The sequence below is a fragment of the Devosia soli genome (assembly GCF_000970455.1).
GTDB classification, from domain to species: Bacteria; Pseudomonadota; Alphaproteobacteria; order Rhizobiales; family Devosiaceae; genus Devosia; species Devosia soli.
The window spans coordinates 431,679-444,540 of sequence record NZ_LAJG01000005.1 but is presented as its reverse complement, the minus strand read 5'-3'; the positions used below and the strand labels follow the sequence as shown (position 1 = coordinate 444,540).

Below are 12,862 nucleotides of genomic sequence, written 5' to 3'. Positions count from 1 at the left end.
ATGAGCACTACAGCCGTAAAAATCAGAGAGCCGATCGATTGGACCGGCATCTTCTTTGCCGTCGTCCTGACCCTCGTCATCGTCGCCCCGCTTCTCGTCGTCGGCACCTGGGCCTTCACCAATGTCTGGCGCTTTCCCTCGGTCATCCCGCAGGAATTTGGCCTGAAATTCTGGTACCAGACCCTCGCCCGCGCCGATGTCTGGTCCTCGATCACCATGAGCCTGACGCTCGCCACCACGGTGACGGTGCTTTCCGCCGTCATCTGCCTTCCGGCGGCCTACGCCTTTGCCCGCCTCGACTTCCCCGGCCGCGATATATTGTTCTTTTCATTCCTTGCCGGGCACGCCTTTCCAAAGTTCGGCCTTCTGGTCGCGATCGCAGGTATCTTCCTGCAGCTCAATCTCATCGGCACGTTCTGGGGCGTCGTCCTCATCCAGCTGGTCGGCACGCTGCTGTTCATGATCTGGATCCCCGTCGCCGCTTTCCAATCGGTTGATCGGCGCATGGAGGAAGCCGCACGAGACGTCGGCGCCTCGCCTTTGCGTGTCTTCTGGTCGATCACCCTGCCTCAGGCCGGCCCGACCATCGCCGCTGCCATTCTCCTGAGCTTTGTCGGCACTTTCTACGAAACCGAAGGCGCCTGGCTCATCGGCGCCCCGCAAGTCCGCACCCTGCCGGTCCTGATGATCTCCTTCATCAACAACCAGCCCGTCATCCAATACGGCGCCGTGCTCTCGGTCCTCCTCTGGGTCCCAAGCTTCATTGCCCTGCTGTTCGCCCGCCGAGTGGTCAATTCCGGCTCGTTTGCCAAGGGGTTCGGGGCTTGATGGTTTTCGACCTTGCAGCACCCCCACCCAACCTCCCCCTGATAGGCGGAGGGGTCTATCAGTGGCCGATTAACGGTTCGGCATCCCCGATGCGTCCGTCCCCCTCCCAGGGGGAGGCTAGGTGGGGGGCCTTGCGGCCAGCACCGGCCGCTCACTCCTGCGCCACCTCCCCATCGTCTCTATCGTCACCACCGGGCTTGTCCCGGTGGTCCATGCCGCCGCGCCTGCCGTGGATTGCCGGACCAGGCCCAGCAACGGCGATCTCCGTAAATTCCCAACCGATCCAACTGGACCGGGAGTAATAAAAAATGTCCGTCCTCACCATAAAAGACGTCACAAAGCTTTTCCCCGGCGGCACCAAGGCTGTCGACTCCTTCTCCCTCGAAGTCGCTGACGGCGAACTCGTCTGCCTCCTTGGCCCATCGGGCTCTGGCAAGTCGACGCTCCTCCGCATGGTCGGCGGCTTCGAAACCCCGACTTCAGGCCTCATCGCCATCGACGGCGAAGATATCACCCGCACCCCGCCGGAAAAGCGCCCGACCGGCATGGTATTCCAGAGCCACGCGCTTTGGACCCATATGGATGTCGCCAAAAACCTCGCCTTCGGCCTAAAGCTCCGTCGCCTGCCGGCAGACGAGATCAAGCGTCGCGTCGAAGCCGTGCTCGAACTCGTCGGTCTCGGCGGCTATGGCTCGCGCCGCGTCACCCAGCTTTCAGGCGGCCAGCAGCAGCGCGTTGCCCTCGCCCGCTCGCTCGTGCTCGAACCCAAAATCCTGCTTCTCGACGAACCTTTCGCCAGTCTCGACCAGCACCTGCGCGAACGGCTGCGCGAAGAAGTCCGCGACATCCAGCAGCGCGTCGGCATCACGACGCTCTTTGTCACCCACGGCCAGGACGAAGCCCTTTCCATGGCCGATCGCATCGTCGTCATGCGCGATGGGCGCACCGAGCAGATCGATCGCCCCGATGTCGTCTATCGCAATCCGCAGACGCCATTCGTCGCCGGCTTCATCGGCACGATGAACCTGATCGAAGGCACGGTCAGCAACGGCCAGTTCACCCGCGCCGGTTTCTCCCATCCCCTCGCTATCGGCGACGGTCCGGCCACCCTCGCCGTTCGCCCCGAAGCGCTCGATATCGTCCCGGCCGAGCCCGGCGCTGGCAAAGTCCATCGCGTCACTGATTACGGCACCCATGGCCTTGTCGATTTCGACCTGCCCGATGGCAAGCGCCTAAAAGCCATGGTCAATCAGCCCAGCCAGTTCCAGCCCGGTCAGGGTGTCAATCTCATGCCCCGCGCCGTCGCCGCCTATCGCAACGACATCCAGGTCTTCCGGAGCGCTGCATGAGCGATCCTCTCTATATCGAGCGGGACGGCCATCGTACCTGGCTCAAATGGCATCGCGGCCGCCGCAAGGCGTCCGATCCTGTGTTCACAGGCAGCCGCATTCTTGAAGCCATGCGCCTCGGCGCTAGCGTCGAGGTAGACCTGGTTATCCACGCCGACCACGGCTGCGCTATCCTTCACAACTTCGAGCTCGACGCCGAAACGACCGGCACCGGCCTCGTGCGCGAAACACCGGCCTCGGTGCTTCGTGAATTGAACTTGCGCGGCAACGACGGCCAGCCGATCACCGATAAGGTCATGCTGCTCGAAGACCTCTGCGCGCTGCTCGCCAAAGAGACGCCGCATCCCAACGCGCTCCTTCAACTCGACTTCAAGGAAAGCCACGCGGCCCTCACGCCCGCGGTCGTCGCCAATTTCGGCGCGAGTGTCGCGCCCGTCGCCGATTACCTTATTCTCTCCGGGGGCGACTTCGATGCTATCGGAATGCTAACGGATTCGGCTCCGAAACTGCGCAGCGGTTATGACCCCTGTTACGGCGAATCCCTCGCCAGGTTGCAAGCGACCGGCGACTACCAAACCTTCGTTTCCGAAGCCCTCGCCACTGCGCCGAAGGCGGAAATGATCTACCTCGCCTACGACATCGTCCTCGCTGCGGACAAGGCCGGCTTCGACATCGTCGCCCCCATCCACGCCGCCGGCAAACGCATCGACGCCTGGACCATTCGAACGGTCGACGACACCACGATACCGTCCATTCACCGCCTGCTCGATCTTAAGGTCGACCAGATCACCACAGACGATCCGGAACGCCTGAAAGCGGCTTTGAAACAATGACTTACGATTATCACGCCATCCTCGAAGACATGGCCGCTACAACCCGCGAAGCCGGCGCGCTCACCCTCAAGCACTTCAAGCGTTTCCGCGATCTGGAAATCGGCGTCAAAGGCCCTGGCGACTTTGTCTCCGACGCCGACCGCGAATCCGAAACCCTGATCCGCGACCGCCTCTTGTCGCGCTATCCCTGGGGTCTGACCGGCGAAGAATTCGCCCCCGCCGAGCGCGACGACCAGACCCATCGCTGGCTTGTCGACCCCATCGATGGAACCACTAACTTCTTGAATGGCCAGCATTATACCATCACCATCGCCCTTCGCCGGGGCAATGAAACCATGTGCGGGCTGGTCTACGATCCGGTCGCCGATGAGATGTTCACGGCCGTCAAAGGCCACGGCGCCTTCCTTAACGGTGAGCGTCTCCATGTCAGCCGCTCTACCGACATCGCCATGATGTGCGTCGGCACAGGCCTGCCGACGCCTAATCTGTCATTGCATCCAGGAGCTTACGCCCGCCTCGACGCCATCCGGGCACCCATCGGCGCCGTCCGCATCGTCGGAAGCGCCGCCAATTCCTGCGCCTGGGTCGCTTGCGGTCGCCTCACCGGCTATTTCGAGGAAACCGGCTTCGTCGACACCGCCGCCGGCATTCTCCTTGTCGAAGAAGCGGGCGGCGTCGTTACCGACTGGTGGGGCAGGGGTCCGGACGTGTTCGAACGCACCGGTTGCCTCATCGTCGCCAATCCTGCGACCCACGCTTACCTTCTCGAACACCTTCGAGGCACGCCGCCCAAGAACCCCGCCTGAACAGTGGGTTAACCCTGATTGGCGCTGGGGCCGACCCTCGCCGGATCGAGCCGCGTCGGCCGGTCCGTAAGGGCCAATGCCGTCTGCCGCGGCGCCGTCCGCGCGATCACCCGCCCGCCCTTGATCACCGCAATCCGCGTCGCCCGCAGCCGAATGGCCTCGATCGTATCCGTCGCCTGCAGCAGCACCATATCCGCCTTTTTGCCGACCTCGATGCCATAGCCTTCAAGATGCATCACCTTGGCCGGCCCTGATGTCACCGCCTCGAAGCACTGCCGCATCGCATCGCGGCTCGTCATCTGCGCCACATGCAGCCCCATCGAGGCGACATCGAGCATGTCCGCCTGCCCGAGCGAATACCAGGGGTCCATCATGCAATCCTGCCCAAAGGCGCAAGTGATCCCATAGGTCAGCATCTCCGGAATCCGCGTCATCCCGCGCCGCTTGGGGTAGGTGTCGTGCCGCCCCTGAATGCCGATATTGATGTTGGGGTTCGCCGTCGCCGAAACGTCTGCCTCCGCCATCAGCGGCAGGAGCTTTGAGACATAATAATTGTCCATCGAATGCATCGAGGTCAGGTGCGAGCCGTTGACCCGGCCCTGTAGACCCAGCCGCTGCGCCTCATAGGTCAGCGTCTCGATATGCCGGCTCAGCGGATCGTCCGTCTCATCGCAGTGCAAGTCGACCAGGAGCCCGCGCTTCTCGGCAATCTCGCACAGCGCCTTCACGCTCGCCGCGCCATCCGCCATGGTCCGCTCGAAATGCGGAATGCCGCCAACGACATCGACGCCCATGTCGAGCGCCCGCTCCAGCAGCTCGATCGCGCCCGGATAGCGATAATACCCATCCTGCGGAAAGGCCACGAGCTGCAGGTCGATATAGGGCGCGACGCGCTTCTTGACCTCGAGCAGCGCCTCGACGCCCAGCAACCGATCATCGCAAATATCGACATGCGTCCGGATCGCCAGCAGCCCCTGCGCCACCGCGAGGTCGCAATAGTCCAGAGCCCTGTCGACCACGGCTTCATGAGTAAGAAGCGGCTTTAGCTCTCCCCAGATCTGAATGCCCTCAAGCAGCCGCCCGCTTTCATTGAACCGCGGCTGCCCCAGCGACAGCGTCGCATCCATATGAAAATGGCAGTCGACAAAGGGCGGCGAAACCAATTGCCCATCCGCATCGATCACCTCGCCGCCCTCGCCCCCAAGATTGGCTTCGATCGCTGCGATCTTGCCGTCACGGACGCCGATATCGACACCCTTCCGCCCATCCGTCAGCGTCGCATTGGTGATTTTCAGCTCGAACATTTTTGGTCCTTAAAGTCGCGTACTAGCTGTGATGCTAAAACAAAATCCGATTGTCACCCCGGCGAAAGCCGGGGCCTATCCTGAAATTTCAGAATGGATGCCACTAATGGCGCTGTCCCTTCGTCCAAGGCTGCAACAGTGCCCTCGGATAATCCGCCCGTCTTGCCACCAGGATCAGCGCCACGATCGAGAGCAAATACGGCATCATCAGGAACACCTGACCCGGCACCACCTGCCCAATCTGCGCCTGCAACCGGATCTGAAACGCATCGAACGCTCCAAACAGCAGCGCGCCTAACAGCGCCTTGCCCGGCTGCCAAGACGCAAACACCACGAGCGCGATACAGATCCAGCCGCGCCCATTGACCATGCCAAAGAAGAACGCATCGAACGCCGACATGGTGAGAAACGCTCCACCCAACGCCATCAGCGCCGAGCCAACAACCACCGCACCGACGCGCAGCCCCACCACAGAAAGCCCCTGCGCCTCGACCGAAGCCGGATTGTCCCCGACTGCCCGAATGGCGAGCCCCAGCGGCGTCCGATAGAGAACAAGTGCTACCAGTGCGACAAACACCAGCGCCAAAAACGTCAGCGGCGTCTGCTGAAACAGCGCTGGCCCGATAAACGGCAGGTCCGAGAGCCCCGGTATCGACACCGGCTGAAAGGCGGCAATCCGCGGCGGCGAACTCACATCTGGCAGGGCCGTACGATAGGTGAAATAGCTGACGCTTGTCGCTAGAAGCGTAATCCCGATCCCCGACACATGCTGCGACAGCCCCAAGATGACCGTCAGAAACGCATGCAGCAGCCCAAACAGCGCTCCGGCAAACGCCGCAATCAGCACGCCGCCCCACAGCCCTGCACCGAGATAAACCGCGAGCCAACCCGTCATGGCCCCGGCGACGAAAATCCCTTCGATTCCAAGGTTGAGCACGCCCGCGCGCTCGCAGATCAGCGCGCCCAAAACGCCAAAGATCAGCGGCGTCGCGATGCGGATGGCGGCTGCCCAGAAATTGGCCGAGCCCAAAATGTCGAACAAAACGTCCATCTCAGGCCACCACGCTCTGGCGGTCCCACTTCACGCGGAACCGCAGGAAAAAACTGCCAACCAGCACGCAGAGCAGCGACAGCGCCACGACGAGATCGGCGATATAGCTCGAAATCCCCGTCGCCCGGCTCATCGAATCCGCCCCCACGAAAACGGCCGCCACAAACAGCGCCGCAATCACCGTCCCGATGGGTGAGAGCCCCGCGAGCATGGCAACGACAATCCCCGAATAGCCAAATCCCGGCGACAGGTCCGACGAAAGATAGCCCTTCACCCCGGCCACTTCACCGACGCCCGCCAGCCCAGCGAGCCCACCCGATATCAGCGCCACCTTCAGCATGGTTGCATCCACAGGAATTCCGGCAAACCGCGCCGCCGCCTTGTTCTCGCCGACCGCGCGGATTTCAAAGCCAAGCACGGTCTTGCGCACCATCAGCCAAAGCACCAGCGCCGCCACGAGCCCAACGATCAGCCCCCAATGCATCCGCAGCCGCGGTAAAAGTTTCGGCAGTTTTGCCTCGGCAAGCAGTGGCACCGATTGCGGCCAGCCCATCGAGAGCGGGTCCTTGAGCGGCCCCTCAACGAGCATCTGAATGAAGAGAATGACAACGAAGTTGAGCAGCAGCGTGATGACCACTTCATCGGCCCCGAACCGCTGCTTGATCACGGTCGGAATGACCATCATCAGCCCGCCGGCCAAAAATCCGGCGATCATTACTGTCGGGATCATCAGGGCAGGGGGCAATTGCAGGAGCCCACTGCCAATGCAGACCGCCGCGAGCGCCCCAATATAAAGCTGCCCCTCGGCCCCGATATTCCAAAGTTTGGCGCGAAACGCGACGGCACAAGCAAGGCCCGTCAAAATCAGCGGCGTCGCCCTGTTCAGCGTCTCGCTGAACGCGAACATCGAGCCGAAGGCCCCCTGGATCATCAGACCATAGGCCGTCAGCGGCGACCCGCCGGCAAACAGCACCGGAATGGCGACCAGCAGCAGTGCCACGAGGCCCGCCGCCAGCGACACCCCGATTTTCAGACCCAGCCCAGCATCCTCGCGCGGTTCAAGCCGAATAGTCATGACGCCATCTCCGCCCGCGCGTGGCTCTGCCCCGCCATCATCAAACCGATCGTGCCGCGATCGAGCCCTTCGCTCGGCCCCGCATCATGCAACTCGCCCGCATGGACCACGACAAACCGGTCGGCGAGCGCGAAAAGCTCGTCCAGATCTTCCGAAATCACCAGCACCGCCGCGCCACGATCCCGCGCCGCGAGAATGCGCCGATGCACTTCTGCCTGCGCGCCGACATCGAGCCCGCGCGTCGGCTGATTGGCAAGGATCACCCGCGGTCCGCGCTCAAGCACGCGTGCCAGGATTAGCTTTTGCACATTGCCGCCCGACAGCAGCCGTGCCTCTGCGTCCGGCCCTTGGCAGCGCACATCATAGCCCGCGATCGCCGCCGTCGCCCGCTCGCGCATCGCCTTGCGATCGAGAAAACCCATTTTGGAAAAGGCAGCGCTGCGCACTTCTTCGATGGCGATATTGTCGGCTACGCTCATCGTGCCCACCACGCCATCATGCTGGCGATCCTCCGGCATGCGCGCCACACCATTGGCCACCAGCGCCCGCGGATCGGCCCGCGTCACCGTCTCACCATAGAGACGCATGGTCCCGCTCGTCGGCACCGCCAGCCCCGAAATCAGCCCTGCAATCCCCGATTGTCCATTGCCCGAAACGCCCGCGAGTCCAACGACCTCGCCCGCGCGCAATTTGAGATCGACCCCGCTCAGCGATCGGCCACTCGCCCCATGCAGCGACACATTTTCCAGCGCCAACAACACGTCGCCCGGGCTCGCCGGCGTCCGCACCACCGCGGCCACAGCCTTGCCCACCATCAAATCGGCAATCGCCCGCCGATCGGCATCCGCCGTCACCAGCTCGCCCGCCTTCTTGCCGCCGCGCAGCACCAGAATGCGATGCGACACGGCCAGGACCTCGCCGAGCTTATGCGAAATGAAAATCACCCCGAGCCCATTGGCCGCCAGCCGCCGCAAGACCACAAACAGCCCATCGGCCTCCTGCGGTGTCAACACGGCCGTCGGTTCATCGAGAATGAGCACTTTCGCATCGCGATAAAGCGCCTTCAAAATCTCGATCCGCTGCTTTTCGCCCACCGTCAGATCGGCCACGCGCCGATCGAGATCGACGTCCAGCCCACTCTCAGCAATGATTTTCTGCACTTTTGCCCGCGCCGCACCCTCGCGCCCGAACGACAAAAGCGGCTCGGTCCCGAGCCGAATATTGGCGAGCCCCGAAAGGTTCTCCGCCAGCGTAAAATGCTGATGCACCATGCCTATCCCGGCCTTCAGCGCCGCGCCGGGCGAACCGGGGGGCAGGGCGGTCAGCCCACCATCGCCCAAAACCCGCACATCCCCCTCGTCCTGCACATAGTGCCCGAAAAGGATATTCATCAGCGTTGTCTTGCCCGCCCCATTCTCCCCCAGCAGCGCGAGGATTTCTCCGCGATGCAGATCGAGCGAAATCCCATCATTCGCCGTCAAGGCGCCAAACCGCTTGGTGATGTTCTGGAGCGAAAGGAGCACTGGGGCGTCGGTCATGGTCGGGGTGCTCCGCATTGGCGTCCAGATAAGCCTGAGGCGAGCCCAAGCCCGCCCCAAAACTCGATGCTATTCCTCCCCCTACCAGGGGGGGGCTAGGTGGGGGTTGTTCCCTTAAAAGCTTACTGCGACGAAGTCGGCTCGCTATCGTCGATCTCGACCGTAAACGTCTTGGCCAAAATCTCTTCTTCCTTCGCCTTGGCCGCCGCAACCGCTTCCGGCCCAGCCAGCGCCTCGTCAATCACGACGCTCGAACCGCCATATTCCATAAAGGCATAGATACCGTAATCCGAGGCGGTGAACGAACCCGCCTTCACATCGGCAATCGCCTTATCGATCATCGGCTCACCATGCCAAAGCGCGCTCGCAAGGATCGTGCCCGGATAATCCGCCGCCGTATCGATCACATTGCCGATCGCCAGAATGCCGCGTTCCTTGGCCGCATCCGAAACGCCGAAGCGCTCCGCATAAAGAATATCCGCGCCCGCATCGACCATGGCGAAGGCGGCTTCCTTGGCTTTCGGCGGATCATACCAGGAGTTGATGAAGCTGACCGAGAAGGTCACGTCCGGATTGACCGAGAGCGCACCAGCTTTGAAGGCATTCATCAGCCGGTTCACTTCCGGAATGGCATAGCCACCCACCATGCCGATCTTGTTGCTCTCGGTCTTCATGCCCGCAACAATACCGGTGAGGTAGCTCGGCTCGTGGATGAAGTTGTCGAAGGTCGCAAAGTTCGGCTCTGCCGGCGGCAGGCTCGACCCCATCAGGAACGAAATCTCGGGATATTCCGAAGCCACAGCGCGCGCCGGCTGCTCGACCCCGAACGCCTCGCCGACGATCAGGCTCACGCCCTGCTCGGCATATTCACGCATCACGCGCTCATAGTCCGTGTTGGAGATATTTTCCGAATAGACATACTCGATCTCGCCGCGCTCGTCGGCTGCGGTCAGCGCATTGTGCAACCGGCTTGCCCACTGCTGCTCCACCGGTACTGTCCAGATCGCGGCAACCTTGGTCAGGTCCTGCGCCAAGCTCACACCGCTCATCGCCAGGGCGACGCCTGCGGCCAAAACACCAACGAACACACGTCGTCCGGCTACGAATTTCTCAGTCATTTGTCCCTCGTGTCGAAAATCTAACCCAGGCATCCCGCGTGCCCATTCTGTGGGCAAAATCCGCGCCGTTGGCAAGCGCGGCATAAGGTTTTTCACCGGACTGTCTTGTCAGGTGACAGGGGACCAGCGCCCAAGCTCGTTGAGGAAAAACTGCGGCGAGGCGAGTGGCGCGACGATCTGATCGCGCCAAGCCGCCAACGACTCTTGCCACGCCGCTCCTTGCAGCATGGCGCAGCCAATCGCGATGGGCTCGATCTCAGCCTTCGTCAGCAGTCGCAGCACGGCACCCATCGATTGGCCGGAACTGATCACATCGTCGATTACCGCTACCCGCTTGCCGCGCAGAAGCGGCAACATGCGAGGATCGACGTAAAGCGTCTTCGCCGCCGTCGGGCTGGTGATCGATTTCATCGGCTCAGAAAGATCGTCGCGATACCAGAATTTTCGCGATGTGCCGAGCGGCACCATGCGCGTATGCCCTAGCCGGCGCGCAACGTTAGACGCGAGCGGCAGGCCGAGCGTTGGCACGCCGATGAGCACCTCTGGCGCCTTTTCCCTCAGCATGCCTGCAAGTGATGCGGCCAATCCATCCTCTACCGCAAAACTCGCTTGGTTGAGGATCAGCGAAGCGACCGCTGCTTTGCCGTCTCCCGGCAGCACGCGCAGGGGCAGGGGCAATTGCCGCCCGTCAGCCAGCCTGGCCGGGTAAAAGCCCAGATGCCCCTCGGCGGGGTCGGCTTCAAAACTCGCCGGCGCGGCGAAGCTCTGCCAGAAATCGTGCGGCTCAAAACTCACGCCAAGTCCTTGATTGCTAAGCGGCATAGAAGCAAGTTGCGCAAAACTCTATCGCAAGGCAGGCGTGCCAATGCAATCGGCTAACAATGATCCATTCGAAATCGAAGCCATGACCGCGCTTCGCCGCGATCTTCACGCCAACCCTGAGCTGGGCTTTGAGGAAATGCGCACCAGTGCCATCGTCGCCGAAAAGCTGACGGAGGCAGGCATCGAGATTCATCGCGGCCTGGGCAAAACCGGCATTGTGGGCACGCTCAGGGTTGGCACCGGCACCCGCCGCATTGCCCTCCGCGCCGATATGGATGCCCTGGCCATGCCGGAACTGGCGGAACGCGATTATAGGTCGAATACGCCCAACACCATGCATGCCTGCGGGCACGACGGGCACACCGTTATGCTCCTTGCCGCCGCGCGCCACCTTGCGAAAACGCGCAATTTCTCCGGTACAGTTCACTTCATCTTTCAGCCGGCCGAAGAGGGCAGAGGTGGTGCCAAAGCTATGCTCGACGATGGCTTGCTGCGGCTATTTCCCGTGGATGCTGTTTATGGCCTGCACAATATGCCCGGTCTTGCCACCGATGAAATGGCGGTTGTTCCGGGTCCGCAGCTTGCGTCTTCCGATAGTTGGACCGTTACCTTCCGCGGCATCGGAACCCACGGCGCCAAGCCCCATCTCGGTCGCGACGCTATCACCGCCGCGGGCCACTTCCTTGCCGCTATCCACACAATCGTCGCCCGCGTCGTCGATCCGCTGCAGCCCGCGGTGGTTAGCGCTTGTGCTCTCGAGGCAGGCGACTTCAAGGCGCTCAACGTCATTCCCGATCAAGTCCGCATCGGCGGCACTGCCCGCGCCTATACGCCTGAAGTGCGCGATCAGCTCGAGCGCGAAATCGGCACCATTGCCAAGGGCATCGCCGCGACATTCGGTGTCGCGGCCGAATACCATTTCCAGCGCCGCATCCCGCCCGTCGTCAACAATGCCGACGCCACCGCACGTGCCCTTCGCGCGGCGCAGGCGGCGACCGGTCGGCCAGTGGTAACCGACTTTCCGCCATCCACAGCCGGCGATGATTTCGCGTTTTTCAGCGGCGAAATGCCCGGCGCTTATGTCTGGCTGGGTAATGGCCCAGCCGTGGATGGCGCGCTGCATCACAACAGCCGCTACGATTTCAATGACGACGCTATTCTGACTGGCGCGCGTTTCTGGACTGCTTTGGTCGAACAGGAGCTGTCTGCCTGATCAGACAAAGCCGCTGCGAAGAAGAGCCAGGGCCCCTTCGGTATCGACCCCCATGGCAACCGCGACCGGCGTTCCGCGCTCATCGACCAAGAGGCTCCCGGCATCAGGCTCGATCCCGAGATCGACGTCGAGCCTGATGGTCTCAAGCCGGAAAAGGCCCGGCTCCAGCGCCATGAGCATCACGCATGGATCGTGAAGCGCACGGCTTTGCCGTCCATCCAGCATGTAGGCCTGCAGCACTTCACGAGCCAAATTACCATGCGCCGTTTCCGGCAGGCCATTGACGAAATCCAGTTGCGCCCGAACTTTTCGCGTCACGTCGAGCGGCACCAGAACCACCTTCAGGTGCGCAGCGCAGCCGATGACCACGGAAACCGCTTCCGGGTCCGAGGCAAAATTGAACTCCGAACGCGGACCTGAATTGCCTGGCTCGTTGAGCGTTCCGCCCATCGCGATGATCTGGCCAATTCCCTTAAGGGCCTCTGGGTGCTCGGTTATGACGCGGGCGATATTGGTCAGTGGGCCGAGAGCCAGAATGTCGACGCTGCCCGGTTCGGCCGCAGCAAGGGTTTTGGCGATCCAACCTGACGCATCCTCGAGCGGTAGGTTCAGAGGCTCGGGCAGCGTAATGCCGCGCAGGCCGTCTGATCCATGAATGATGGCAACGATATCCTGAAGCTCGCGCGTCAGCGGGATGTCGGACCCGCGAATGACCGGAATGTCCGATCGACCCATGACGGCAAGCAAACCGCCAGCATTTCGCGTTGTCCGCTCAATACCGATATTGCCGGCAACGGTCGTTACGCCGAGAACATCGAACCGAGCGCTGCCAAGCGCAAAAAGTATGGCCAGCGCGTCGTCGAGACCGGGATCGGTGTCGATTATGACTCGTCTTTTCATCGGCATGATTTTCCAGAATAGCTGT

The 12,862-nt window shown here is 62.2% G+C and carries 12 protein-coding genes; 5 read left to right on the top strand and 7 right to left on the bottom strand.

The annotated features are described in order from the left end of the window. The 4 genes from VW35_RS02940 (at window position 1) to VW35_RS02925 (ending at window position 3,816) form a co-directional block, all read left to right on the top strand. The gene (locus tag VW35_RS02940) at window positions 1–828 is read left to right on the top strand and encodes an ABC transporter permease (protein ID WP_046141472.1); all 828 of its coding nucleotides are present in this window, start codon (window positions 1–3) and stop codon (window positions 826–828) included. 308 nt (window positions 829–1,136) lie between these two features. Next, window positions 1,137–2,177 carry an ABC transporter ATP-binding protein gene (locus VW35_RS02935; RefSeq protein WP_046141471.1) on the top strand — a complete coding sequence of 347 codons (1,041 nt, stop codon included), beginning with the start codon at window positions 1,137–1,139 and terminating at the stop codon, window positions 2,175–2,177. Then, a complete protein-coding gene (locus VW35_RS02930) occupies window positions 2,174–3,010 on the top strand; it encodes a glycerophosphodiester phosphodiesterase (protein ID WP_046141470.1) in 837 nt (278 codons plus the stop codon). The genes VW35_RS02935 and VW35_RS02930 overlap by 4 nt, the downstream gene beginning before the upstream one ends. Then, on the top strand, window positions 3,007–3,816 hold the full coding sequence (locus VW35_RS02925; protein WP_046141469.1) for an inositol monophosphatase family protein: 810 nt from the start codon (window positions 3,007–3,009) through the stop codon (window positions 3,814–3,816). Before VW35_RS02930 ends, VW35_RS02925 begins: the two co-directional genes overlap by 4 nt. Before the next feature lie 8 nt (window positions 3,817–3,824). Here VW35_RS02925 and VW35_RS02920 read toward each other — a convergent pair whose 3' ends face one another. The 6 genes from VW35_RS02920 to VW35_RS02895 all read right to left on the bottom strand — a co-directional run bounded on the left by VW35_RS02920 (window position 3,825) and on the right by VW35_RS02895 (window position 10,724). Beyond that, window positions 3,825–5,120: an amidohydrolase family protein gene (locus tag VW35_RS02920; protein ID WP_046141468.1), complete on the bottom strand. Its 1,296-nt coding sequence runs from the start codon at window positions 5,118–5,120 to the stop codon at window positions 3,825–3,827. A 103-nt stretch (window positions 5,121–5,223) separates the two neighbouring features. Further along, window positions 5,224–6,171: an ABC transporter permease gene (locus VW35_RS02915; RefSeq protein WP_046141467.1), complete on the bottom strand. Its 948-nt coding sequence runs from the start codon at window positions 6,169–6,171 to the stop codon at window positions 5,224–5,226. Between the two features lies 1 nt (window position 6,172). After that, window positions 6,173–7,246 (bottom strand): ABC transporter permease, encoded by a 1,074-nt coding sequence (locus VW35_RS02910; RefSeq protein WP_046141466.1) that lies wholly within the window; start codon window positions 7,244–7,246, stop codon window positions 6,173–6,175. Beyond that, window positions 7,243–8,784, bottom strand: a complete 1,542-nt coding sequence (locus tag VW35_RS02905; RefSeq protein WP_046141707.1) for an ABC transporter ATP-binding protein — start codon at window positions 8,782–8,784, stop codon at window positions 7,243–7,245. The genes VW35_RS02910 and VW35_RS02905 overlap by 4 nt, the downstream gene beginning before the upstream one ends. Window positions 8,785–8,906: 122 nt before the next feature. Then, entirely contained in the window at window positions 8,907–9,902 is a 996-nt protein-coding gene (locus tag VW35_RS02900) for a BMP family protein (RefSeq protein ID WP_046141465.1), read from the bottom strand. A gap of 108 nt (window positions 9,903–10,010) precedes the next feature. After that, window positions 10,011–10,724 carry a phosphoribosyltransferase gene (locus tag VW35_RS02895; RefSeq protein WP_046141464.1) on the bottom strand — a complete coding sequence of 238 codons (714 nt, stop codon included), beginning with the start codon at window positions 10,722–10,724 and terminating at the stop codon, window positions 10,011–10,013. Window positions 10,725–10,767: 43 nt separating this feature from the next. On the opposite strand from VW35_RS02895, the gene VW35_RS02890 reads away from it, so the two are divergent. Beyond that, window positions 10,768–11,937 carry a M20 aminoacylase family protein gene (locus VW35_RS02890; protein WP_046141463.1) on the top strand — a complete coding sequence of 390 codons (1,170 nt, stop codon included), beginning with the start codon at window positions 10,768–10,770 and terminating at the stop codon, window positions 11,935–11,937. Here VW35_RS02890 and VW35_RS02885 read toward each other — a convergent pair whose 3' ends face one another. After that, window positions 11,938–12,837, bottom strand: coding sequence for a nucleoside hydrolase (locus tag VW35_RS02885; protein ID WP_152662448.1), 900 nt, complete (start codon window positions 12,835–12,837; stop codon window positions 11,938–11,940). It lies immediately after the preceding gene. Window positions 12,838–12,862: the final 25 nt, after the last annotated feature.

What these genes read in the sequence shown, in the direction of transcription:
- VW35_RS02940 (WP_046141472.1), top strand. Translation starts at nt 1, where the DNA reads ATGAGCACTACAGCCGTAAAAATCAGAGAGCCGATCGATTGGACCGGC.
- VW35_RS02935 (WP_046141471.1), top strand. Translation starts at nt 1,137, where the DNA reads ATGTCCGTCCTCACCATAAAAGACGTCACAAAGCTTTTCCCCGGCGGC.
- VW35_RS02930 (WP_046141470.1), top strand. Translation starts at nt 2,174, where the DNA reads ATGAGCGATCCTCTCTATATCGAGCGGGACGGCCATCGTACCTGGCTC.
- VW35_RS02925 (WP_046141469.1), top strand. Translation starts at nt 3,007, where the DNA reads ATGACTTACGATTATCACGCCATCCTCGAAGACATGGCCGCTACAACC.
- VW35_RS02920 (WP_046141468.1), bottom strand. Translation starts at nt 5,120, where the DNA reads ATGTTCGAGCTGAAAATCACCAATGCGACGCTGACGGATGGGCGGAAG.
- VW35_RS02915 (WP_046141467.1), bottom strand. Translation starts at nt 6,171, where the DNA reads ATGGACGTTTTGTTCGACATTTTGGGCTCGGCCAATTTCTGGGCAGCC.
- VW35_RS02910 (WP_046141466.1), bottom strand. Translation starts at nt 7,246, where the DNA reads ATGACTATTCGGCTTGAACCGCGCGAGGATGCTGGGCTGGGTCTGAAA.
- VW35_RS02905 (WP_046141707.1), bottom strand. Translation starts at nt 8,784, where the DNA reads ATGACCGACGCCCCAGTGCTCCTTTCGCTCCAGAACATCACCAAGCGG.
- VW35_RS02900 (WP_046141465.1), bottom strand. Translation starts at nt 9,902, where the DNA reads ATGACTGAGAAATTCGTAGCCGGACGACGTGTGTTCGTTGGTGTTTTG.
- VW35_RS02895 (WP_046141464.1), bottom strand. Translation starts at nt 10,724, where the DNA reads ATGCCGCTTAGCAATCAAGGACTTGGCGTGAGTTTTGAGCCGCACGAT.
- VW35_RS02890 (WP_046141463.1), top strand. Translation starts at nt 10,768, where the DNA reads ATGCAATCGGCTAACAATGATCCATTCGAAATCGAAGCCATGACCGCG.
- VW35_RS02885 (WP_152662448.1), bottom strand. Translation starts at nt 12,837, where the DNA reads ATGAAAAGACGAGTCATAATCGACACCGATCCCGGTCTCGACGACGCG.